This is a genomic window from Aquitalea magnusonii (genome assembly GCF_002217795.2).
Taxonomy (GTDB): Bacteria; Pseudomonadota; Gammaproteobacteria; order Burkholderiales; family Chromobacteriaceae; genus Aquitalea; species Aquitalea magnusonii_B.
This window is the reverse complement of sequence record NZ_AP018823.1, coordinates 370956-395406: the sequence shown is the minus strand read 5'-3', so window position 1 is coordinate 395406 and position 24451 is coordinate 370956. Positions and strand designations below refer to the sequence as shown.

At 57.4% G+C, this 24451-nt stretch carries 21 protein-coding genes and 1 riboswitch; of the genes, 12 read left to right on the top strand and 9 right to left on the bottom strand.

All coding sequences use genetic code 11. The annotated features are described in order from the left end of the window. Nucleotides 1-3: 3 nt before the first annotated feature. A riboswitch (cobalamin riboswitch) is annotated at nt 4-215 on the bottom strand. A 276-nt stretch (nt 216-491) separates the two neighbouring features. The 4 genes from DLM_RS22895 (at nt 492) to alkB (ending at nt 3934) form a co-directional block, all read left to right on the top strand. Next, a complete protein-coding gene (locus DLM_RS22895) occupies nt 492-770 on the top strand; it encodes a hypothetical protein (protein WP_145985748.1) in 279 nt (92 codons plus the stop codon). A gap of 241 nt (nt 771-1011) precedes the next feature. Beyond that, nucleotides 1012-2031 carry a porin gene (locus DLM_RS01960; RefSeq protein WP_089085034.1) on the top strand — a complete coding sequence of 340 codons (1020 nt, stop codon included), beginning with the start codon at nt 1012-1014 and terminating at the stop codon, nt 2029-2031. Nucleotides 2032-2200: 169 nt separating this feature from the next. After that, complete coding sequence (gene ada, locus DLM_RS01955) at nt 2201-3274, top strand: bifunctional DNA-binding transcriptional regulator/O6-methylguanine-DNA methyltransferase Ada (RefSeq protein WP_089085035.1); 1074 nt, start codon at nt 2201-2203, stop codon at nt 3272-3274. 15 nt (nt 3275-3289) lie between these two features. Beyond that, nucleotides 3290-3934, top strand: a complete 645-nt coding sequence (alkB, locus tag DLM_RS01950) for a DNA oxidative demethylase AlkB (RefSeq protein ID WP_089085036.1) — start codon at nt 3290-3292, stop codon at nt 3932-3934. 52 nt (nt 3935-3986) lie between these two features. Here the strand turns inward: alkB and DLM_RS01945 are convergent, their stop codons facing one another. The 8 genes from DLM_RS01945 to DLM_RS01910 form a co-directional block, all read right to left on the bottom strand. After that, entirely contained in the window at nt 3987-5216 is a 1230-nt protein-coding gene (locus DLM_RS01945) for a beta-ketoacyl-[acyl-carrier-protein] synthase family protein (protein WP_089085037.1), read from the bottom strand. Then, nucleotides 5213-5449 (bottom strand): acyl carrier protein, encoded by a 237-nt coding sequence (locus DLM_RS01940; RefSeq protein WP_089085038.1) that lies wholly within the window; start codon nt 5447-5449, stop codon nt 5213-5215. Before DLM_RS01940 ends, DLM_RS01945 begins: the two co-directional genes overlap by 4 nt. A gap of 274 nt (nt 5450-5723) precedes the next feature. Next, nucleotides 5724-7148, bottom strand: coding sequence for an EAL and HDOD domain-containing protein (locus DLM_RS01935; RefSeq protein WP_089085039.1), 1425 nt, complete (start codon nt 7146-7148; stop codon nt 5724-5726). Nucleotides 7149-7195: 47 nt separating this feature from the next. Further along, complete coding sequence (aroC, locus tag DLM_RS01930) at nt 7196-8296, bottom strand: chorismate synthase (protein ID WP_089085040.1); 1101 nt, start codon at nt 8294-8296, stop codon at nt 7196-7198. A gap of 60 nt (nt 8297-8356) precedes the next feature. Continuing rightward, nucleotides 8357-9004, bottom strand: a complete 648-nt coding sequence (locus tag DLM_RS01925) for a 2OG-Fe(II) oxygenase (RefSeq protein ID WP_089085041.1) — start codon at nt 9002-9004, stop codon at nt 8357-8359. A 64-nt stretch (nt 9005-9068) separates the two neighbouring features. Then, entirely contained in the window at nt 9069-9992 is a 924-nt protein-coding gene (locus tag DLM_RS01920) for an alpha/beta fold hydrolase (RefSeq protein WP_089085042.1), read from the bottom strand. Nucleotides 9993-10128: 136 nt separating this feature from the next. Next, entirely contained in the window at nt 10129-12753 is a 2625-nt protein-coding gene (pepN, locus tag DLM_RS01915; protein WP_089085043.1) for an aminopeptidase N, read from the bottom strand. 116 nt (nt 12754-12869) lie between these two features. Then, nucleotides 12870-14660, bottom strand: coding sequence for a M61 family metallopeptidase (locus DLM_RS01910; protein ID WP_089085044.1), 1791 nt, complete (start codon nt 14658-14660; stop codon nt 12870-12872). A gap of 454 nt (nt 14661-15114) precedes the next feature. Between DLM_RS01910 and ccoN the strand changes: the two genes are divergently transcribed. From ccoN to DLM_RS01875, 7 genes are all read left to right on the top strand, one after another. Beyond that, complete coding sequence (gene ccoN, locus DLM_RS01905; RefSeq protein ID WP_089085045.1) at nt 15115-16542, top strand: cytochrome-c oxidase, cbb3-type subunit I; 1428 nt, start codon at nt 15115-15117, stop codon at nt 16540-16542. 20 nt (nt 16543-16562) lie between these two features. Then, nucleotides 16563-17177, top strand: coding sequence for a cytochrome-c oxidase, cbb3-type subunit II (gene ccoO, locus DLM_RS01900; RefSeq protein ID WP_045845632.1), 615 nt, complete (start codon nt 16563-16565; stop codon nt 17175-17177). Nucleotides 17178-17180: 3 nt separating this feature from the next. Next, entirely contained in the window at nt 17181-17375 is a 195-nt protein-coding gene (locus tag DLM_RS01895) for a cbb3-type cytochrome oxidase subunit 3 (RefSeq protein WP_089085046.1), read from the top strand. Continuing rightward, nucleotides 17372-18286 carry a cytochrome-c oxidase, cbb3-type subunit III gene (gene ccoP / locus DLM_RS01890; protein WP_089085047.1) on the top strand — a complete coding sequence of 305 codons (915 nt, stop codon included), beginning with the start codon at nt 17372-17374 and terminating at the stop codon, nt 18284-18286. The genes DLM_RS01895 and ccoP overlap by 4 nt, the downstream gene beginning before the upstream one ends. A gap of 145 nt (nt 18287-18431) precedes the next feature. After that, nucleotides 18432-19877 (top strand): cytochrome c oxidase accessory protein CcoG, encoded by a 1446-nt coding sequence (gene ccoG, locus DLM_RS01885; protein ID WP_089085048.1) that lies wholly within the window; start codon nt 18432-18434, stop codon nt 19875-19877. 3 nt (nt 19878-19880) lie between these two features. Then, on the top strand, nt 19881-20408 hold the full coding sequence (locus DLM_RS01880; protein WP_089085049.1) for a FixH family protein: 528 nt from the start codon (nt 19881-19883) through the stop codon (nt 20406-20408). Then, nucleotides 20405-20812 (top strand): YbaY family lipoprotein, encoded by a 408-nt coding sequence (locus DLM_RS01875; protein ID WP_167467021.1) that lies wholly within the window; start codon nt 20405-20407, stop codon nt 20810-20812. The genes DLM_RS01880 and DLM_RS01875 overlap by 4 nt, the downstream gene beginning before the upstream one ends. A gap of 63 nt (nt 20813-20875) precedes the next feature. Here the strand turns inward: DLM_RS01875 and DLM_RS01870 are convergent, their stop codons facing one another. After that, nucleotides 20876-22267: a tryptophanase gene (locus DLM_RS01870; protein ID WP_089085051.1), complete on the bottom strand. Its 1392-nt coding sequence runs from the start codon at nt 22265-22267 to the stop codon at nt 20876-20878. 794 nt (nt 22268-23061) lie between these two features. Here DLM_RS01870 and DLM_RS01865 point away from each other — a divergent pair. Continuing rightward, nucleotides 23062-24438 carry a peptide MFS transporter gene (locus DLM_RS01865; protein WP_089085052.1) on the top strand — a complete coding sequence of 459 codons (1377 nt, stop codon included), beginning with the start codon at nt 23062-23064 and terminating at the stop codon, nt 24436-24438. The last annotated feature ends 13 nt before the right edge of the window (nt 24439-24451 follow it).

Sequence of the window (24451 nt, the reverse complement as noted above, 5' to 3'; positions counted from 1 at the left end):
AGCGCAATCACAAACATGGATGGCAGGTCTCCTGACTTACGGTTCAAGCAGCCTCATTCGTCTTCCCGGTTCACCGACTTGTTGGTGGATGCAGACAAGTCAACCAGTGACATCATGAATAAAGCCTCGCCGAATACAGTTGCGGGGGCAGTTGCAGCCTTTCACTGCATTCCCTTTTCACCGGTGATACCGGCACCATCGCAGGCAAGAGAATACGGCAAGTATTCAGGGCAGGCCAGCTTGCCGGGTTTATCTCCAGCCCGATCCCGCCTGCGCACAGGGGATTTTCATCTATATTCCACCTCCCCAGTTCCAGGCAGCCGGCAGTTGGCTGCGCACCCGGCACGCAGCCGCCACTTGGCAAAGCCGCGCCGCCAGCGGCCGCTTTATCCCAACCCGCACGGCATTCCGCTCCACACGCAATTTTATTGCGCATTTTTTGGTGGCGACAGCGCAGACCTATGCATTCATGCCACGCACCAGCAGGACGCATGACACAGGCCGCGCTGCACCGATTCCCGCAAATGAGGCGACAAATCGGGGCAAAACCAGGGGAAAACACCGCAGCCTGGCGGCGAAACCTGTCTTTCTTTAAACAAAATCGCCATATCCAAGCGCTTTTTTCATCAAAAACAGTGATGGATTATTTTTATTTCACAATGTGCGCTTGCAGCATAAATTCAAGAATACCTTCAATAAGAGCAGAAAATGCCACAGTGTTGCGCACTGCCAACAAAAATGGAATCGTGCTGGCTGCAAGGAATTCATGAAATTTACTAGTAACGAATACCAAGCAGACGCCATATTCCACCAGCAAATTGTGTAGTTAAATTACTACATACATAGGTGTAAGTATGTAGCAAATGCACTACATAAAATGCGTTTGACCGCCAATGACACAGAAATTAACAATGTCCCTGCTTTTGCGGTGGTCAAGTCGGGAATCACCAGCAAGCACCAAGCAAAATAAAAGTAGCAAAACAACAAACGAGACAATTTGGAGAAGACAAGATGCAAAACAAATACATTGCCCTGGCCGTGATGGCTGCCTGCGCCGGCTACGCCCATGCGGATGATGGCGTGACCATTTCCGGTTTCGTCCGTGCCGGCGTACTGCAATACAGCGCCGCAGCCAACAGCTCCTGGGGCTACACCACCAATCCCGCAGCGGCATCCACCACCAATGTGGCAGGCCGCGGCCAGATCAACTTCAATGGCGAAGAAAACCTGGGTAACGGCCTGAGCGCCATCTTCCAGGTGAACAACCGCTTTTCCCCTACCGGCAGCGGCTATGACGAAATGGGCAAGCAGGCGAATATCTTTGCCAGCGATGACAGCTTCGTCGGCCTGAAAGGCAGCTTTGGTATGATTCGCGCCGGCAAGGGCACCGGCAACGTGGAAGACGGCAAATTCGATTACAGCGTCTGGGCCGGCCCGGACAACCACCTGGGCTGGTACGGTGGCGTTACCGGCAACAATATGGTGCGCTACGACCTGCCGGGCAATCTGGGTGGCTTCTATGGTGGCGTGCAGTTCTCCACCGATGAAAACAAGACCACCAGCAATAGCGGCACCAATCGCTATTCGGTACTGGCAGGTTTCAGTGGCGGCAACTGGACGGTTTCCGCCAACTATGGTGCTTCCAGCAACACCACCAATAGCAATGCCAACAACACCAGCCAACTGGGTAGTAACCGCCAGCTACACCTGACTGCCAACTACAAGCCGATTGATGCGCTGGAACTGGCGGTGGAATACCAACGTAACAAGCTGGCTGATGACAGCGTGGTGAACGCTACCTCGCTCTATGCCTACTACACCATCGGCAATACCCAGTTGGGCCTGCAAACCGGGGTGCGCAAAGACAACTCCCCGGCGCTGGTACAAGGCACGGAGAAATACGTCAACCTGCTGCTGCATTACAACCTGAGCAAGCGCACCATGGCCTACATCGAGCTGTCGCATGACAAGCCGCAAGCGGGTGGCAGCGCGCGCAATGGCGAACTGATCGGCCTGTCCAAGAGCTTCTGATTTCCCAGCTTTCCCTCAAGTCAGTCAATCCTTTCGGGCCTGCATCATGCAGGCCTTTTTTCTGCACGGCGCGCTGCCATCCGCTGCTAGAATTCAAGCGCAATCCACAGGGTGTCTGCACTGGTGTTTGCTGGCACAGTAAATCACCCTCACAGGAAAGCCGCTCATCATGACACCCGCTCACCCAAACCGCCCCTGCACAGAACAAGACCCGCGCTGGCAGCAAGTATTGCAACGCAGTCCGGCGGCAGATGGACGCTTTGTCTATGCCGTCCGCACCACCGGGATTTACTGCCGGGCAAGCTGTCCGTCGCGGCTACCCAAACCGGAAAACGTGCTGTTCTTTGCTGATGGCCAAGCCGCCCGCGCCGCCGGCTTTCGCCCCTGCTTGCGCTGCACCCCAGATCAGCCTTCCCTCGGGCAACGGCAGGCCGCATTGATTGCACAGGCCTGTCAGCACATTGCCAGCACGGATGTCCCACCCAGCCTGCAGGCGTTGGCGGCAGAGGCAGGCATCAGCCGCTACCACTTCCATCGCCTGTTCAAGAACATCACCGGCCTGACTCCACATGCCTATGCCATGGCAATTCGCCACCAGAAACTGCAACAACAGCTGACAACTGCCCCCAGCATCACCGATGCCATTTATGATGCCGGCTATCAATCCAGCAGCCGCTTTTATGCGGAATCACGTCATCGGCTGGGCATGACGCCAGGCCATTACCGTGCGGGAGGAAGCCAGACCACCATTCACTTCGCCATTGCACAGTGCAGCCTGGGTGCCATCCTGCTTGCCCAGAGCCAGCTTGGCATCTGCGCCATTTTCCTTGGCGATGATCCGGGGGCACTGCTGCAACAATTGCAGGACCAGTTTCCCCATGCCGATTTACAGGGAGATGAACAGGTATTTGAGCAAAAGATGGCCGCCGTCATCGCGATGATAGACAACCCGCGTCAGGGGCTGGATCTCCCGCTGGACATTCGCGGCACCGCTTTTCAGCAACGTGTATGGCAAGCACTGCGCGACATTCCGCCAGGCCAGACCATGAGCTATGCCGAACTGGCAGCAAAAATAGGCCAACCCAGTGCCGCCAGGGCCGTTGCCCGAGCCTGTGCCGCCAACACCCTGGCGGTAGCCGTGCCTTGCCATCGGGTGATTCGCCAGAATGGAGAACTGTCTGGCTATCGCTGGGGCCTGGCACGCAAGCAGGCGCTGCTGGAACGTGAGGAGGACAATGAATGACAAGGATACATGCACATGCAGGATGATCTTTTTCCAGACAGCTGGCAGCGCCCTGCGCAGCAGATCCGCGACGGCGTCATCCACCTGCCCGGGCATGCCCAAGCAAGCGCCAGCCTGATCTGGCAGCAAGTGCAAACCATCTTGCAACAAGCACCATTACGCCAGATGCAGACGCCAGGCGGCAGGACGATGTCCGTATCGATGAGCAACTGCGGCACGCTGGGCTGGGTAAGCGCTTACGGCGGCTACCACTACTGCGCTACCGATCCGGCCAATGGTCTGCCATGGCCGGCCATGCCGACACAACTTGCCGCCCTGGCCAGACAGTGGGCGGCGGAGGCTGGCTTCAATGATTTCGACAGCAATGCCTGCCTGATCAACAACTATGTACCAGGCAGCAAAATGTCATTGCACCAGGACCGGGACGAGCGCGACTTCTCCCATCCCATCGTCACCCTGTCGCTCGGCCTGCCGGCCCGCTTCATGCTGGGCGGCCTGCAACGCAACAATCCCTGCCAGCACATCCCCTTGCTGCATGGCGACATTCTGGTGTTCGGTGGCCCGGCCAGGCTGTGCTTTCACGGCATCATGCCGCTGGCAGAAGGCAATCATCCCTTGCTGGGCCGGCGGCGCATCAGCCTGACTTTCCGACGAGCGTGAATGATCAGCCACAAAAAAGCCCGCCAAAGCGGGCTTGATCCTGCGGTGGTGTTTAGCGCGGCCAGGCCTGCAATACGAGGCTGGCATTGCTGCCACCAAAGGCAAAAGAATTACTGATGGCCGCCTGCAACTGCGGCGCAGCCACACCCTTGCCAAATACATGCTGTACCCGGCAGTTTTCATCCGGCTGCTGGCAGTTTGCCGTAGGAGGCAGTTGGTGGTGATGCAATGCCAGCGCCGTGATGGCGGCCTCCAACCCACCCGTCGCCCCCAGCAGATGACCATGCATGGACTTGGTGGCACTCACCTGCAAGCCAGGCGTCCCCTCTCCCCAGATTTGCTGCAGCGCCTCGCACTCCACCACATCACCCACCTGGGTGGCGGTGCCGTGGCTATTGCAATAGGCAATCTGCTGCGGTGTCAGGCCGGCATCTGCCATGGCAGCACGCATGGTGCGCACCTGGCCGGCAACGTCAGGCTTGGTGATATGCGCGGCATCACTGCGGCACGCATAGCCATCCAGCGTGGCGTAAATGCGGGCACCACGCGCCATCGCATCGTCCAGCCGTTCCAGAATCAGGAAAGCAGCCCCTTCCGCCAGCACCAGGCCGCTACGGGTCTTGTCGTAGGGACGGCAAGCCTGCTCCGGATGATCACCTTCCGGACTGGCCAGTACCTGCATGGATTGCCAGGCGTTGATGATGCCTGGCAGCAACATGGCCTCAGCACCGCCAGCAATCGCCTGGCGGATTTCGCCGTTGCGAATCGCCCGCATCGCTTCACCCAGTGCAATGGCAGAGGAGGCACACGCCACCGAGTAATTCACCGATGGGCCGGTAATGCCAAAGCGCATGCTGATATGCCCGGCCGGGGCATTGGCCATGCTGGCAATCACCGACAGAGGAGAAACGCGGGTACCGGTCTGGTAGAAATTCTGAAAGCCTTTGTCCAGCGCGGTACTGCCACCCATGGCACACCCCACATAGACTCCGACCTGCTCCTTGTCTTCCGGCAAGGCCAGTGCGGCATCATCCAGCGCCTGGGTGGCAGCGGCCACCGCCATCTGGCTGACACGATCCACACCTGACAGCTGCAAGCGGGTAAACCAGTTGGCCGGATCAAAATCCACCGCACCCACTACGGCAGGCTTGCAGCCGGTTTGATCACATGCCAGCCGCCGGATACCAGACACACCATCCATCAGCTTGGCAAATACCTCATCCAGCTGATTGCCAAGCGGTGAAATAAGACCAATGCCGGTGATGGCAACTAAGGTCTTCATTGCTTGACCGCCATATAGCGATCTACCAGATCGGCCAGTTCCTGCAGATTGGCCACATGGGCTTCTTCTTCAGGAATGGAAACCGCAAAGTGCTCTTCGATGGCAAACAAGAGTTCGATTTGACCAAGAGAATCAAGGCCATATTCGCTCAGGGCACGTTCTGCCTGAATCTCGTCGGCCTTCACACCGAATTTTTCTACAATCAACTGCTGGATCTGCTCGATAGTGTTCATCACATTGCCTTACCCGCACAGTCCGGCATCAAGATTGCGCATGGGGTTATATTTTTCATGTGGAGCCATTGTATGCCGCCCCTTCATGAAAATTTATGGTGTTTGTTGTCTACTTTTATGCCAGTTGTTGACAGGCGACAACTGTCCTGGTCAACACGCTGTCATCCGTTTGACACCGCCTAACTCATCGCTACTATAGTGTCATTACAAGATTTTACGCGATCATGAAAAAAGCCAGCACCCCGTGCTGGCCTTCAACTACCGATGGCAAGATCTAGACTGCTTCTACGTCGTTGTGTACATCGCTTTCACGCAAAACTTCCTGCGCCCATACCACCGAATCGATGTAATACCGGCAGGTATGCTCCACCTCAAAGTCCAGTACCTTGCACAGGGCATTGATACGCTGGTCATCGCCTTGTTCGCAGGCAAGCGCCAGGGCCAGATAGGGGCTGAACATGCCCTTGTTCTCGACCACCGCATCACGCACGGTCGGGGGTAATTCCAGCGGATCCAGCACATCGGGGAATGGCTGGTTGAGCAGCACATCCAGCAAAGAGAACATCCCGGTCAGGAACAAGTGCTCGGCCTCCAGCTTGTTGCCACGATAGGCCCCCAGACGCTCCAGGAAGCGGGCGCGGATGAGCGACTTTTCCAGCAAGGCCAAGGCGGTTCCGTCTTCCTTCTTGGCGGTGAACAACAGCATGGACAACCATTTGAACAGGGTTTCCCGTCCAAGCAGCAGCAAGGTTTCCTCAATGGTCTGCACCTTGCGCGCCAGCCCATTGACCGGTGAATTGATGAAGCGCAGCAGCTTGAACAGCAGCACCGAATCCAGCTTGAACTGGGCCTCCAGTTCACGCGGTTCGGCATTGGCCCGCAGCATGCGCATGATCTGCAGCACCCTGGTCTGGTTGCTATCCACCTTGCCGCTTTCCAGGCTGCGCACGGTGGCAATGAAGGGGCCGTGGAACAAGGCAAAGCGGTTGCTGCCTGGCGCACGCAGGCAGATGTCCAGATCCTCGGCCGTACCTACATTGCGCGCCATCCAGCGCGCATTGGGGTAACGGCGTGGCAATTGGTCCAGAATGGGAGCCAATACGCGGGTGGAGGGGGCGGCAAAGTCCAGCAGCATGAAATCCATGCGGTTGAACAGTTCGGGCTGCAGGCGCTCCACCAGAACCTGGGCATCAAAAGCCGCCGGTTCCAGCGCAAAACGCAGGCCCTTGCTGCGCAAATCATCCAGTATCGGCATGATTTCCACGGTTACGGGCTGCGCCAGGTCGGGCTCCAGCACGAATATCACGCTTTTGGCCGGCATCTGCAGCAGCAGGGGCTCGGAGAGCGAACTGATGGAGATATGCACCAGTGCGCGTCGGTAGGCCAGCAGGCGGAACACTTCCATGTTCTGCAGCGTGGTCAGCATCAGGCGGTCAAAGTCCTGCTGCTTGCCACCTTTTACCGTGGCTCCAGATTTGACGAAGAATTCGTAGGCCACCACGCGATGCTGGCGGTCCATCACCGGCTGGTGAGCCACGAAGCCAAGCGTGGGCGGCAACTGGTCAATCGGCTCTGGCTCGGCGCTGTGTTTGACCGGCGAGGCTTCCAGTTCTTTTTCAACAGCGGCGATTTCGTCAGCCTGGCTTTCTTCGTTTTTTTTCAGGCGACCGGCCAAACCGCCAATCAGGTTTTTAAACATGGTGTGCTCTCTCTTGATGCCCGGCTGTCATACAGTCTCGTTTCAGTCTAGCTGATTCGACCTGGGATTTGCGGGGTTTCCACCGCCACATCTCCACACTGGGCGCGATGGCGCAGCGCATGATCCATCAATACCAGCGCCAGCATCGCTTCTGCGATGGGGGTGGCGCGGATGCCCACGCAGGGATCATGACGGCCATGGGTTTCCATCACAATCGGATTGCCCTGTTTGTCGATGGAGCGCCGTGGCTGGGCAATGGATGAGGTGGGCTTGATTGCCATTGACACTTCGATATCCTGCCCGGTGGAGATCCCACCCAGGATGCCTCCAGCATGATTGCTGGCAAAGCCTTCTGGCGTCAGTTCATCGCCATGCTCACTACCTCGCTGGGTAACACAAGCAAAACCGGCGCCGATTTCCACTCCCTTGACCGCATTGATACTCATCATGGCATGGGCAATGTCGGCATCAAGACGGTCAAACACCGGCTCGCCCCAGCCAACCGGCACGTTTTCTGCCACCACTCGCAAACGCGCGCCAACGGAATCCAGGCTCTTGCGGATGGAGTCCATGTAGTCCTCCAACTGCGGCACCACGCTGTCATCAGCGGCGAAGAAGGGATTGGTATTGACTACATCCCAGCTCTTGAACGGAATGGCTACTTCGCCAATCTGGGTCATGTGTCCGCGAATCACTACCCCGTAACGCTGTTGCAGCCACTTCTTGGCAATCGCACCGGCGGCCACCCGCACCGCGGTCTCGCGGGCGCTGGAGCGGCCTCCGCCACGCGGATCGCGTACGCCGTACTTATGCCAGTAAGTGTAATCGGCATGACCGGGGCGGAAGGTCTCGGCGATATTGCCATAGTCCTTGGAGCGCTGGTCGGTGTTGCGAATCAGCAAGGCAATCGGTGTGCCGGTGGTCCTGCCTTCGTAGACGCCGGACAGGATTTCCACGGCATCAGGCTCGCGGCGCTGGGTGACATGCCGGCTGGTGCCAGGCTTGCGACGATCCAGTTCCTGCTGGATTTCCTCTGCAGAGATGGCCAGCCCGGGCGGGCAGCCATCCACCACGCAGCCAATGGCCGGTCCGTGGCTTTCGCCGAAGGAAGTAACAGTAAACAGCAGTCCCGTGGTGTTGCCTGACATCTTGATTCGTCCCTTGTCATTTCATCTGGTTTGGCCTGATTCTAGCACGGCATAACCGGACTACGATGACCAAGCTAAACCGGGCTGACGCCGGCGGAACCAGCCGGTAACCGACAAGCGCTGCTGCGTCGCCGGCAGCACTTCATGCCAGAAGCGGTCGGACAGGAACAACACCAGGGTCCCGGCGCGAGGGACGACATCCAGCGATTGCGTACAGTCGGCATCCAGATACAGCCGCATCTGGCCACCTGCCGCGTCGGGCCAGTCTTCATTCAGATACAGCACTGCAGTCAGGGTACGGGCATCGTCGTCGCGGAAACGGTCCAGATGCTTTTTATAAAAGCTACCGGGCGGATAAACGGCAAAATGGGATTCCAGATCCTCCAGCCCCAGGTAAAAGGCTTGGTTCACCGCCTGCCGCACCTGATCCAGAGTGGAAAAATAATGTGCAACAGCGGGGTGGGCATCGGCCGGTTCCAGCCAGAGTACCGAGTCGGAACGGATTTCGCTGCGGCGCCCCTGCTGTTCGGCCCGCCCGACTGCAGCTTCGTGGAAACGCCCTTCCTGCCATTGTGCCAGACAGCACTGCTGCAACTGGCGGATGGCTTGGGCGCTGAACAGCGTGTTATCCACTACCCAGCCATGCTCGGCCAGTTGCTCGATGATCTTATCCAGGCTGGCGGGTAGGATGTCGGTTTGTTGATTCATTGATGCGTTCTCCACTAGAGGCCGCAGTTCTACCACAGCGCCATTTGCGCGGGAATGACCTTGGTCAGTAATTCTCGATCACCTTGTCGTATCGACCGGCCAGCCACTCCAACAGCAGTGGAAAGTGATCGGCCGGGGCATCCGGGTGTGTCAGTAGCGAAACATGGTCGTAATCATGCCAATGCCCGGCCGCACGCCCCAGCAGACGCAGACGCGAAAGATGAGGACCGCTTTCATCACGAAAGCGTCGCACATCATCGGCATGCCCGCGGCACGGGTCGTTCCGGGCCGCAAAATATAGCGTGGGTGGCAGGGAGACATGGCGCGCCGCGGCACCATAATCAAAGCCATCATCACTATCCACCCAGGGGCGGCGCTGAGCCCAGCACTTGCTCTGTCGATGACTTTTTTCCGTTTCATCATCGGCTCCCAGCCCGATGCGCCTGGCCGGCAGATAGCCAAACATCCTGATCAGCCAGCGCGCCAGCACATTCCATACCAGATCGACTTCCAGAAATTTGCGCCAGTTACGCACCGCTATGCTGCGCTTGCTGCCGAAATAAACCAGAGATGCCACTTGTGAAGCCAGCCGGGGATGACGCAGCAGGCAGCTGCTCATGTGTACCCCGCCCCAGGAGTGCGCCATCCAGTGTACGGCCACCTCCCCTTTCAGGCGGCGGATCGCGCCATGCAGCGCGGGCAGATCGCGGCAGATGATTTCCGTCTGACCATGCTGGCTGGCGGCGCTGATTTTCGGGGTACTCTGGCCGCGACCACGCAGATCAGCCACAAAAACGTCGAAGCCGGCAGCGGCCAGATAATGCGCCAACCCCTTGCCGCTGTCGGTGTAAAAGATGCGGCCATTGGCCATTACGCCGTGGATCAGCAACACCGGTGCGCCTGCTGCATCCTGCCAGATACGCCGAATGTGCAGGACTTCGCCATCATCCAGGGACAATTGCCAATCCCGCTGCTGTGTTGCTGTCATGCTGCTGGCTCCGCCGGAACAATTCAAACGAATGTATGATTCCGACAAGCCAAGAGCAGGTCAATCTCCTTGCTTGGAATGGCGCAAAAAAAACGGGCTGCCGCAGCAACCCGTCTTATCTCGTCCACAAGCCGGCTCAGGCGTTGAGGTTCTTGTAGACAATCTCGTAAACATCCTTGGACAGCTTGCTGTTCAGCATGCGTTCCAGCTCGGCCTTCATCAGACCCTGCCGCACCGGCTCCAGCTTTTTCCAGCGATTGAAGGCGCGCACAAGGCGGCTGGCCACTTGCGGATTGATGACATCCAGCGCCAGTACCTGATCGGCCAGAAAGCGGTAACCACTGCCATCGACAGCATGGAAGTGGGCCATATTGTTGCCAAAAGTGCCAATCAGCGCACGCGCCTTGTTCGGGTTCTTCAGGCTGAATGCGGGATGCTCCATCGCGGCGCGGACATGGTCGAGCGTGCCTGCCAACTGGCTGGAGGCCAGCAACATGAAGAACTTGTCCATGACCAGAGCATCGCGCTGCCAGCGGGCGGCAAACGCGGTATAGCATTCGTCCCGCTCTTCACCGTCATGATCGCGCAGGGCAAGCATGGCGCCCATCTGGTCCGACATATTGTCGGCCTCCAGCGCCTGCTTGCGCGCGGCCTCTGCCGGCCAGGCCACGCTCAGGCGGGTCAACATTTGCAGGGTGCGGTTTTTCAGGTCGCGCTTGCCGGCATCTTCCGGCTTGTACTCGCGGGTCTGGTGAAGATGGTAGGCCTCATGCCATTCACCGCGCAGTGATTCGGCCAGTTGATCGAGCACAAAGTCGCGTACTTGATGAATGATGGCCGGATCAGCCACATCGACCATCTCCAGGATTTCCGCTTCGGACGGCAAGCCCAGCATCAGGGCGCGCAGCGCAGGATCGGCCGCATGGTCTTTCAACACGGCACGGAAGGCGGCAATAAAGGTTTCCGGCAATAGCAGCGGCTTGCCGGCAGCAACAGCATCAATCAACTGACGGAACAGGCGCTCGGCGAGCGTTTGACCGGCTTCCCAGCGGCAGAAGCTGTCGCTGTCGTTCGCCATCAGGAAGGCAAGCTGATCGTCGCGCCAGTCGTACTCCAGCTTCACCGGGGCGGAGAAGCCACGCAGCAACGAAGGTACTGGTTCTTCAGTCACATTGAGAAAAACAAAGGTCTGTTCGTCCTGCTTGATGTCCAGCACACGCGTACCGGTCAGCGCCAGATCCTCACCCTCCAGTTGGAGGGGCAGATCGCGGCCATCCGCGCCGACCAGGCCAAGCGCCAGCGGAATGTGCAGCGCTTGCGGGGCGGGCAGGCCGGCAATCGCACGGCAGGACTGCTTGACCGTCAGGGCGTAGCGTTGCGCGGCAGCATCGTACTGGCTGCTCACCTGCAGCAACGGGGTACCCGCCTGGCTGTACCACAAGGCAAACTGTTCCAGATCCACCCCGTTGGCGTCGGCCATGGCGGCACGGAAGTCGTCGCAGGTTACCGCCTGGCCATCATGGCGCTTGAAGTACAGGTCCATGCCCTTGCGGAAGCCTTCTTCACCCAGCAGGGTGTGATACATGCGCACCACTTCTGCACCCTTTTCATACACCGTCATGGTGTAGAAATTGTTCATCTCGATGTAGGAGTCCGGACGAATCGGATGCGCCGTCGGGCCGGCATCTTCCGGGAACTGCATGGCACGCAAGCTTTTGACATCGTCGATGCGTTTGACAGCCCGGCTACCCAGATCAGAGCTGAATTCCTGGTCGCGGAATACGGTGAGCCCTTCCTTGAGCGACAGTTGGAACCAGTCGCGGCAGGTCACTCGGTTACCCGTCCAGTTATGGAAGTATTCGTGGGCAATGATGGCTTCCACCCGCTGGAATTCTGCGTCGGTGCGGGTATCCTTGCGCGCCAGCACGGCCGAGGTGTTGAAAATGTTGAGGCCCTTGTTTTCCATGGCCCCCATATTGAAATCGCTGACCGCCACGATCATGTAGATATCCAGATCGTACTCCAGGCCAAAGCGCTGCTCGTCCCACTTCATCGCGCGCTTGACCGCCCCCATGGCAAAAGCCACTTTGTCCTGGTCGGCAGGCTCGGTCCAGATTTCCAGCGTCACTTCGCGTCCGCGCTGGGTAAGGAACTTGTCGCGCGCCGCCACCAGCTTGCCGGCCACCAGGGCAAACAGGTAGGCAGGTTTGCGGTAAGGGTCCACCCATTTTACCCAGTGGCGCTTCTTGTCCAGCACGCCTTCACCCACCTTGTTGCCATTGGACAGCAGCACCGGGTATTTCTGCTTGTCGGCCACAATGGTGGTGGTGAACTTGGCCATCACATCTGGCCGGTCCATGTAAAAGGTAATCTTGCGAAAACCCTCCGGCTCGCATTGGGTGAACAGATTGCCATTGGAAGCATACAAGCCCATCAGGCTGGTATTGGCCAGCGGATCCAGCCCGGTTTCCACTTCCAGGATGAAACTGTCCGGCACTCCGGGAATCAGCAGGCCATCTTCATTCAGCTGATAGCTGCCAGGAGCAAGACGCTCCCCGTCCAGGGTGAGGCTTAACAGGGTGGCCGAACCGTCCAGCCACAAATTGCCAGGCGCAGCAGACTTTTCATTACGCTTGATGACCAGACGGGAGTGCACACGCGTCTGCGCCTCCTCGATTTCGAACTTCAAATCCACCCGATCTACCAGATAAGCAGGAACGGTATAGTCTTTCAGATAGTTCACTTGAGGCTGCTGCGCCATTTTCGTCTCTCTAATTTTCAGGTCATTGCCGGTTAGTGCCGGTCTTGGTGATGAACCGTGCGGGATCACCGCCCCGGTTCGCTATCGATACACATCTTGTTGCTGCTACCTGCAGATCACGCTTGGGTGGCCGCCAGCCAGTCACCGCCGCCGGACTGCACATGCAGACGGCAGGTTGCTGCAGGCTGTGCCTGCAAGACCACCTCACGCACCAGCAGTTCATCACGCCGGAACAAATGCAGGGTAATCTGCTCTCCCACGCGATAACGCGCCAACATCTTGTCCAGATCGCCAGCCTTCAGGCCATCCAGCGCCAGCAGTACATCACCACCGGCCAAACCTGCCTGCTGGGCAGCGCTGCCATCCAGTACATTGACCAAGCGCAGGCCTAGCGGATCTGCAGCCGTTTTCACGCCCAGGCTGGCACGCGGCTTACGACCGGCAGCAGGCTGACCAATGCCACCAGCATCGCCGGCATGATCCGCGTAGTCCCAGCACATGTCTACCCCCTGCGTGGCCAACAGGGCTGGCAAGGGCAAGTCTGCGGTAGAGCGCAGGGCATGGTCAAAGAAGTCCTGCAGTGACAGCCCGCTCACTTGCTGGGCAATGCGCTCCCATTCATCTTCAGCCAGACCCTGGCCATCCGCCAGCCACTTTTGCCACAAGGCACGCATGACATCATCCAGCGACGTTTTGCCAGCACTGGCTTGACGCAGGGTCAGATCCAGCGCCAGTGCGGCCAGCGCTCCCTTGGTGTAATAGCTGACAATGCTGTTGGGACTGTTTTCATCCTGGCGGTAGTATTTGGTCCAGGCATCAAAGCTGGACTCTTCCAGCGTCTGCTTGAGACGACCGGCACCGCGCTGCACGCCACTGATGGTTTGTGCCAGCAAGCCCAGATAACGCTGTTGGTCTATCAGGCCACAGCGCAGCAGGGTCAAGTCGTCGTAATAGGAAGTGATGCCCTCAAACGCCCACAGCAACCGGGTATACGCCTCTTGTGACAGATCATAAGGACTGAAGGCCGCCGGCTTGATGCGCTTGACGTTCCAGCTATGGAAATACTCATGGCTGATCAAACCAAGCAGCTTCAGATAACCATCGCTGATGGCCGACTCGCCTTGCGCTGGCAAATCGTCACGGTTGGCCACCAGCGCAGTTGAGGCACGATGCTCCAGCCCACCGTAAATGTCCTTGCCCACATAGAGCATGAACACATAGCGCTCGAATGGCGCAGGGGTGCCAAACAGTTTGATTTGGTATTCGCAGATTTTCTTGGTATCGCGCACCAGGCGCTTGAGGTCGCCACGGAAACGGCCAGACACCACAAACTGATGCGGCACGCCGCAGGCTTTGAAACTGAGCGACTGGAAGTCTCCCAGCTCAACCGGGTGGTCCAGCAATTCGTCGTAACTCTCGGCACGGTAATGACCAAAGCCACTCTTCTTCACATCCCGCGCTGGCAGTGCCGTGGCAACCTTCCACTCGGCAAAATGCTTGCCCTTGGGTGCCAGTATCTGCACATCACAAGGTGCCGACTCGTAGCCATCCACGGCCAGAAACACGCTGCTGGCATTAAAGAAACCACGCGTTTCATCCAGATAAGCCCCACGCACCGACAAATCATATGCATAAACCTGATACACCAGGGTCAGGCTGCCACTCACCGGCTCTGCCTGCCAGGTGTGCTTGTCCAGTTTGCAGATCTGCACTTCCTTGCCAGCACAACTGGCCTGAATGCTGATGATGTGGCGGGAGAACTCCCGAATCAGGTAGCTGCCGGGAATCCAGGCCGGCAAGGTAAAGACTTGGCCTTTCCGGGCTGGCTTGGTTACCTTGAGCGTAATTTCAAAACAATGGCTAGCCGGAGAGCACGGACGAATGGAATAGAGGACGGGCGCGGTCATGATATGCCTGCAAAAAGGGCGAAAACAGCAGATTCTAGCACCGGGTCCACAGCACGGGGGCTGCCGATGACGATTTGACCTAAGTCAAGGGCTTGGACAGGCATGACAATATAATCCCCAGTAAGCGGCATCAGGCTAAGCGCCTGTTGCCTGCTCGCTTGAAATCAAGAAAATGGTGGACGTAAAAATCCCGCAGGCATACTAATCAACTGGCCCGTCATGGGTATTTGCTTTAGAATGCCTTGCTGAATAAATGGGGAAAAAGTGTGTGCCAAGCAGCGCTTTGTCAGGGGTTTTGGCAGATTGTTGTCAGCACGGGTCAAACACTTTGCTAGTCTGAAAAGTCAGCTTCCCCTGCGGCTTTCCTGCCACCTACAGTTTGGGGCAGTGGGCAGGAAATCAAGTCGCCATGGTTTGTCACGTTCTAAGTTAGCAACCTTGGAGAAAACCCTAAATGGAAACGCAATCCACTTATAACTATAAGGTGGTGCGCCAGTTTGCCATCATGACCGTAGTATGGGGCATTGTAGGCATGCTGGTGGGCGTCATCATTGCGGCCCAATTGGTGTGGCCGGAGCTCAATTTTGGGCCCTGGTTCCACTTTGGCCGCTTGCGCCCGCTGCACACCAACGCCGTAATTTTCGCCTTTGGCGGTTGCGGCCTGTTTGCAACTTCCTACTACGTCGTGCAGCGCACCTGTAACGTACGACTGATCTCGGACAAACTGGCCGCCTTTACCTTCTGGGCCTGGCAGCTGATCATTGTCCTTGCTGCCATCACCCTGCCGCTGGGTTACACCTTCGGCAAGGAGTATGCCGAACTGGAATGGCCGATCAAGCTGATGATCGCCGTGACCTGGGTGGTGTATGCCATCGTATTCTTCGGCACCATCGCCATTCGCAAGGTTAAACACATCTATGTAGCCAACTGGTTCTACGGTGCGTTCATCCTGGCAGTTGCCCTGCTGCACATCGTCAACAGCGCCTTTGTACCGGTTTCCCTGACCAAGTCCTACTCCGTGTACGCCGGTGCCGTGGATGCCATGGTGCAATGGTGGTATGGCCACAATGCCGTAGGCTTCTTCCTGACCGCCGCCTTCCTGGGCATGATGTACTACTTCGTGCCGAAGCAAGCTGGCCGTCCGGTTTACTCCTATCGCCTGTCCGTGGTTCACTTCTGGGCGCTGATCTTCACCTATATGTGGGCTGGTCCTCACCACCTGCACTACACTGCCCTGCCTGACTGGACCCAGTCGCTGGGTATGGTGTTCTCCCTGGTACTGCTGGCTCCGAGCTGGGGTGGCATGATCAACGGCATCATGACCCTGTCCGGCGCATGGCACAAACTGCGTACCGACCCGGTACTGAAGTTCCTGGTGGTTTCCCTGTCCTTCTACGGTATGTCCACCTTCGAAGGCCCGATGATGTCCATCAAGTCCGTGAATGCCCTGTCGCACTACACTGACTGGACCATCGGTCACGTACACTCCGGCGCTCTGGGCTGGGTTGGCTTCATCACCATCGGTTCCATGTACTACCTGCTGCCGCGCCTGTTCGGTCGTGAATCCATGCACAGCACCAAGCTGATCGAGGCTCACTTCTGGCTGGCTACCGTCGGTGTGGTTCTCTACATCGCCGCACTGTGGATCTCCGGTGTGACCCAGGGTCTGATGTGGCGTGCCCTGAATGCCGACGGCACCCTGACTTATGCCTTTGTGGAAGCAGTGAAAGCAACCTACCCCTACCACTTCGTGCGTTTCCTGGGTGGTACGCTGTACCTGACCGGTATGCTGCTGATGGCTTACAACACCTTCCGCACCGTTGCCAGTGGCAAGGCTGTTGACGCCAAGATTCCGGCCGTCAACGCATCGGCTCACGCTTAAGCGGATAAAGGTAGAAGAACATGGAAAAGATCCAGAAACTGATTGAAGAGCACGTTGGTTACCTCATCGTGTTCACCCTGATCGTGATCAGCTTTGCCGGCCTGGTGGAAATCCTGCCGCTGGCATTCCAGAAGTCCACGACCCAGCCCGTTGCCGGCGTCAAGCCGTACACCGCGCTGCAACTGGCAGGTCGCGATATCTACATCCGTGAAGGCTGCTACAACTGCCACTCCCAGATGATCCGTCCCTTCCGCGCCGAAACCGAGCGCTATGGTCACTACTCCGTTGCGGGTGAGTCGGTATACGACCATCCCTTCCAGTGGGGCTCCAAGCGTACCGGTCCGGATCTGGCCCGTGTAGGTGGTCGCTATTCCGACGAATGGCACCGTGTTCACCTGACCAATCCGCGTGACGTGGTACCGGAATCCAACATGCCGGCCTTCCCGTGGCTGTCGAAAAACCTGGCCGATGCCGAAATCATGCCGAAGAAAATGGAAGCCCTGCGCGCTGTAGGTGTTCCGTATACCGACAAGGATATCGCTGAAGCCAAGGCTCAAGTCGAAGGCAAGTCGGAAATGGATGCCCTGATTGCATATCTGCAGGGCTTGGGTCTCGCACTGAAGAACGTTCGCTAAGTCATGGACTGGGTAACGATTGGGCGTTCCGCCTTCACCGTAATGTGCTTCACCTTCTTCATTCTGGTGTTGTTCATTGCCTACAGCAGACGCTCGAAGAACCGGTACGATGAAGCGGCCAATGTGCCCTTTCTCGACGACGACAAGGTGCAGGAGGCCGATAACCATGATTCGGCTTCTAACGGAGCAAAACAATGAGTGATTTCGTAAGCGATTTCTGGGGCATCTGGATCACGGCCATCGTGGTTGCAGGTTTTGTTGGCCTGACCCTGCTGTTGTTCACCCAATCCAAGACCACGGTCAAGAAGGGTGAGCAGGTTGAAACCATGGGCCATGTATGGGATGGCGACCTCGAAGAGTACAACCACCCGCTGCCGCGCTGGTGGATGCTGATGTTCTACATCACACTGATCTTCGGTGCCTGCTACCTGGTTCTCTACCCCGGCCTTGGCAAATGGCAAGGTATTCGTGGCTGGACTTCCGTAGGTCAGTACAAGGAAGAACGCGCCCAGGCAGAAGCCAAGTACCAGCCGCTGTATGACAACTACCTGAAGCAGGACCTGAAGGCAGTTGCGGCTGATCCCAAGGCGCAGGAAATGGGCAAACGCCTGTTCCAGACCTACTGCGTACAGTGCCATGGCTCTGATGCACGTGGTGCCAAGGGTTTCCCCAACCTGACCGACAACGACTGGCTATGGGGCGGTGATCCGAAAACCATCGAAGCCACCATCCAGAATGGTCGTCACGGTCAAATGCCGGCCTGGGGTTCTGCGCTGGGTGAAGAGAAGGTCAAGGATGTTGCCAACTACGTGATGTCGCTGTCCGGCAAGAAACATGATGCCGAACGCGCCACCCGTGGCAAGGAAACCTTCACCACCATCTGCGCAGCCTGCCACGGCCCGGATGGCAAGGGTAACCAGCAACTGGGCGCACCGAACCTGACTGACAACATCTGGCTGTACGGTGGTACTGAGAAGACCATCATCGAGACCATCACCAATGGTCGCAACAACCAGATGCCGGCCTGGAAGGACTTCCTGGGCGATGCCAAGGTTCACCTGCTGTCTGCCTATGTATGGGGGTTGTCCAACAACGCCAAGGCGCAGTAAGCCTTAGCCAACATACTGCCCGCGCAAGCGGGCAGTATGCTTTATGACAAATATTATATCTATCTATATAATGAAACATCGGAAGATGCTTGCGCAAAGTTCATCCTTACAGTGAACTTTGCGAAATCCTCTTCAGGAAAACACCATGTCTGATTCGTTAAAAGATATACCGGTTAAAGTTGAACACACCCCCCCCTCCCCCAAGTCCGGTCAGGAAACCGTGTCCTTGTACGAGGCCCAGAAAAAGATCTACCCGCGTAGCGTGAAAGGGATCTTCAACAACTGGCGTATTCTTTTCGTGCTGGGCACCCAACTGGTTTTCCTCGGCTTACCATGGCTGACCTGGAATGGACGGCAGGCTGTGTTCTTTGACATGGTCAACCGCAAGTTCTTCATCTTCGGGCTGACCATCTGGCCGCAAGACTTTGTCTATCTTGCCGCCCTGCTGATGAGCTGTGCCTTCGGCTTGTTTGTCTGGACCACCATTGCCGGGCGACTATGGTGTGGCTATTCCTGTCCGCAAACCGTCTACACCGAAATCATGCTGTGGATAGAACAGTTGGTAGAGGGGGACCGCAACAAGCGCATGAAGCTGGACAAGGAGCCGATGAGTCTGCGCAAGGCCAGGCTGAAGCTGACCACGCACAGCCTGATGATCCTGTTCTGCCTGTGGACCGGCTTCTCGCTGGTTGGGTACTTCACCCCCATCCGCGATCTGGTCAAGGCCATGCCCACTTTTGATTACGGTCCTTGGGAAAGCTTCTGGATCTTCTTCTACGCCGGTTTTACCTACCTGCTGGCAGGCTTCATGCGCGAGCAAGTGTGCAAGTATATGTGTCCTTATGCCCGCTTCCAGAGCGTGATGTTTGATGCCGACACCCTGATCATTTCTTACGACGAAGCTCGCGGCGAACCGCGCGGCGCACGCAAGAAAGGGGTGGATTTCAAGCAACAGGGCCTGGGCTCCTGTGTCAACTGCGGTATCTGTGTACAGGTTTGCCCGGTAGGGATTGATATCCGCAACGGCCTGCAATACGAATGTATCGGCTGTGCCGCCTGCATCGATGCCTGCGATGAGGTGATGGACAAGGTAGGCTACCCGCGTGGCCTCATCCGCTACACCACGGAAAACGCACTGGAAGGCAAGTATCCGGAGAAGGATATCGTCAAGCACCTGCGCCGGCCACGCGTCATCATGTATACCGTTGTGCTGCTGATCGTACTGGGCGCGGCGCTGGGTTCGCTGGCCATGCGCAAGCCCTTCAAGGTGGACATATTGCGTGATCGTGCATCACTGGTGAAGGAGACAGATGAAGGCTTGCTGGAAAATGCCTACACCATCAAGATCATCAACACCACAGAACGTGATCAAGAGTTTAAAATCTCGGCAGACGGCCTGCCTGACCTGAAACTGGTCAGCGACAGCAAGCACATCAAGGTCAAGGCGACGGAAACCGAAAGCTTTGGCGTGCGCCTGCAGGCTGATCCGCAGGTTGCCACCAAGGGCAGTCACGAGATCCACTTCAAGGTAGAAACGGTAAGTACTCCGGTTCTGCATGTGGAAGAAAAATCCAGCTTCATCGGAGAGTAAATCATGCAACTGAGCCACCACGTTTCCCGCCCCTGGTATAAAGAACCCTGGGTATGGTTTCTGATCAGCTTTCCGCTGGCCGCAGTGATTGTCGGGTCATTTTTTATCACCACCGCCATCAGGACGGATGACGGCTTGGTCACTGACGATTACTACAACAAAGGCAAGGCCATCAATATGGAGCTGCGCCGCGATACGGCGGCGGCTGCATTGGGCATTACTGCGCAGGTCATGCTCAGCAGCGATGGCCGCAGTGTCACCGTCAACACCACCAGCAAGCAGGCCTTGCCGGATACGCTGACCCTGAAGCTGATCCATCCCGCCCAAGACGACTACGACGTCAGCACGGACTTGCACAAGCTGGCGGCCAACCAGTACAGCGGCAGCTTCAATAAGGAGCTGGTCAAGGCCAACCACTGGTACGTGCAACTGGAAGACAAGGGCAACCAGTGGCGCGTGCAGGCTGAATGGAAGCCGGAGCAAGGCCCGGTGGTGATGCTGGGGCAACCCAAGCTGGAGGCGGTGGAGTGAGCGCCCCGCTGCTACGCCGCAGCATGCTGGCGGCCAGCATGCTCGCCACCCTGGCTGGCTGTGCCAGCCAGCAGTACCAGCCGCAATATCTCAATGGCCAGGTAGTGCTCAAACAGGCGGCTTCCTTGCCACTGACCACCACACTGGTGCGCGTTCGCTTGCTAGATGACAATACCCAGGCCGATGCACCGGCCCGCCTGCTGGCGGAGCAGACGCTGGAAAAGCCGGCAGCATTTCCGCTGAACTTCTCGCTGTGCTACGACAAGCATGCCATCCAGCCGGGTGGCAGCTACAGCCTGCAAGCTCAGGTTTATGTTGATGGTGAATTGCGCCTGCAAAACACAGGCCGCATCAATGCCTTCAGCGTCAAGCAGCCGCAGCTGCAAGTTGAACTGATCAAGTAACCCTGCTGGGTGACAAAAAAATGGCTGCCTTGGGCAGCCATTTTTTTGCCGGACAGGCCAGCTTCAGCGCAGTGGTTTCAGTCGTGCAGTGAAATGACGCAGGATGGGCGGTTCATAGTCAAAGCCCAGACCACCAATGCTGGCTGCGCGCTGCTTCACATCGATCAGGCAGTCTGCAATGTAGTCCATATGGTCATTGGTGTAGACCCGGCGCGGAATGGTCAGGCGCAGCAACTCCAGCGGCGAGGGCTCCTGCTCCCCAGTCTGCGGATTGCGCCCCAGCAGCAAGGAGCCGATTTCCACACCACGCACCCCACCCTCCAGATACAACTCGCAAGCCAGGGCGTGAGCAGGAAACTGCTCGGCAGGGATATGCGGCAACAGGCGCTTGGCATCGACAAACACCGCATGACCACCGGTTGGATACTGGATGGGCACACCACCTGCCCGCAAACGTTCGCCCAGATACTCTACCTGGCTGATGCGGTAGGTCAGATAAGCCGGATCCAGCCCTTCCTTCAGCCCAATAGCCAGCGCCTCCATATCACGCCCGGCCAGACCGCCATAAGTGACAAAACCTTCCATCGGCACACAGCGCACCTGCACGGCGCGGAAGAGGTCGACATCATCCTTGAAGCAGCACAGGCCACCGATATTCACCAGCCCATCCTTCTTGGCCGACATGGTCAGCATGTCACCATGGCTGAACATCTCCATCACGATGGCTTCAATGCTGTGCGTGGCATAGTCCGGGTCTCGCTGCCGAATAAACCAGGCATTCTCGGCAAAACGGGCGGCATCGATAATCACCGGAATCCCATGCTGGCGTGCCAGTGCGCTGGCGGCACGCATATTGGGCATGGACACCGGCTGGCCCCCCGCGCTATTGCAGGTGACGGTAATGATCAGGCCGGCCACATTATGTGCGCCCTCACTGGCAATCACCTCCTCCAGCCTGGCCAGGTCAAAGTCTCCCTTCCAGTCATAGGCCGCTTCGGTATCCAGCGCCCTGGGGGTCAGCACGTTGATGGCACGGGCACCGGCGATCTCGACGTGTGCCTTGGTGGTATCAAAGTGATAGTTGGAAATGAACACCGGCTGATCACCACGACAGCGTTTCACCAGTTCCGGAAACAGGATCTGCTCGGCACCCCGTCCCTGGTGCGTGGGGATGGTGTGTTCGTAGGCGAATAGCTGTTTTACCGTATCGGCCAGGTGAAAGTAGTTGCGGCTGCCAGCATAGGCTTCGTCACCCATCATCAGGCCAGCCCATTGACGATCCGACATGGCACCCGTGCCACTGTCGGTCAGCAAATCGATATACACATCCTCGCCGCGCAGCAGGAAGGGGTTCCAGCCGGCTTCCGCCAGCGCCTGGCGGCGGTATTCCGGTGTGGTTTGCTTGATGGGTTCCACCATCTTGATGCGGAAAGGTTCAGGAATGCGTCGTGCCATGCGTAATACTCCCTTTGTGTCCTGGCCACGAAACCGGCGCACCAATACGGCTCCGCCATGCGGAATACCGGCGCAACCAAGCCAGAACAGATGATTCAATTGGAAAAAATGAATGCAGCAGAACGCAGCCGGTACGAATCGGCTACGTGGGGAGATCAGCGACGGGGGAAGTCGTAAGCCAGTACGATGTCGAGGGTAAACCAGTTTTTGGGCAGGCTACCATGGTTGGCAGCCGTCCGGGTCAAGCATGCCAACGTGTTCATGTGCAAACACCTCAGTAGAAACAATGCCGGATGGCGCGGCCAGATTACCTGTTGCCATTTTTCCTCGCAAGCAGATTGTCAATCATCCATCCAGACAGCTCAGACACTGTATCCATGCCGCCACGCAGGCTAAACAGATAGTCCCACCGCCAACGCTCTTACCGTTCCATCGGCCAGCACATGAGCGGCGCGCCAAGCGCTAGCCTGCAGTCTTGTCCAGCAGGCAGGGCAGCAAACAAGCCTGCAGACACAGAAAGGGAGCCTATCTTGCGCCGGGGCCACCCGGCACAAGCGCCTGCCCATGGCTTGGGAATGCAGAAAAATTCCCTTTCCATTGAAATACTTGCCCAATATCAAACATGGAATATTAAAAAATACTTATACTTTGCATTAACGGAAAAACCCGGCAAAAAAAGTTCCACAAAAACCTTTTTAGCCGCTACTATCGCCGCCTGCCGAAAAAAACCGGCAATAAAACACTACAACAAGCCATCAGAAATCCGGCTTCCCAAGCTGCACAAGGAAATCGTTATGACCACCCGATCCCATCCCAAAGGGCTGTATCTGCTCTTTGTCACGGAGATGTGGGAGCGCTTCAGCTACTACGGCATGCGCGCCATCTTTGTCCTGTTCATGATCAAGGCCCTGCTGTTCGACAAAGCCCACGCGGCCGACATCTACGGCAGCTATACCGGCCTGATTTATCTCACCCCGCTGATTGGTGGCTATATTGCCGACCGCTACTGGGGTAATCGTCGCTCCATCCTGGCCGGTGGTGTGCTAATGGCCGGTGGCCAGTTCCTGCTGTTCTGCTCCGGTGGCCTGCATGCCAGCAATGTGCCGCTGGCTTCCAGCTTGCTATATGCCGGCCTGGGTCTGCTGATTGCCGGTAACGGCCTGTTCAAACCCAATATTTCTTCCATGGTGGGTCAGCTCTATGCCAAGGATGACAAGCGGGTGGACTCGGCCTTCACCATTTTCTACATGGGCATCAACGCCGGTTCGCTGATGGCCCCGCTCATTTGCGGCACCCTGGGTGATACCGGCAATCCGGATGACTTCAAATGGGGCTTTCTGGCCGCAGGCTGCGGTATGTTGCTCAGCTTGCTGGTATTCAGCCTGTTCAAGAACAAATATTTGGTTACCCCGGAAGGCAAGCCGATTGGCCTGGCACCACAACGCCACCACGCCAGCGGTGCGAAAGTGGTGCATGCACCACTGACCCGAGTGGAAAAAGAGCGGTTGGCGGTGATTCTGATTGTGTCGGCCTTTGTGATTTTCTTCTGGTCGGCATTCGAACAGGCAGGCGCTTCGCTCACCTTCTTTGCAGAAGAGCAAACCAATCGCAATCTGCTGGGCTTTACCGTGCCCGCCTCCTACTTCCAGTCCATCAACCCGATTTCCGTGGTGATTTTTGCCCCACTGTTTGCCATGCTGTGGACCACCCTTGGCAAGCAGGGACGTGAACCGACATCGCCTGCCAAGATGGCATTTGGCCTGCTGTTCCTGGCCATCGGTTATCTGGTCATCGCCTTTGGCGTGGATGGCCTGGAACCTGGCGTCAAGGTCAGCATGCTGTGGCTGGTCAGCCTGTACATGCTGCACACCTTTGGCGAGCTGTGCCTGTCGCCCATCGGTCTGTCGCTGGTGGTCAAGCTGTCGCCGGCACGCTTTACCAGCCTGATGATGGGCATCTGGTTCCTGTCCAATGCCGCCGCCAACAAGCTGGCCGGTACCTTGTCCGAGCTGTATCCGGACTCGGCCAAGCCCGCCCCGCAACTGCTGGGATATACCATCAACAATCTGCATGATTTTTTCATGGTATTCGTGGCCATGGCGGGTATTGCTGCGCTGATTCTGTTCCTGCTGTCCAGCAAGCTGAAAAAGATGACGCACGACCTGCAATAGCAACGCCCATCCT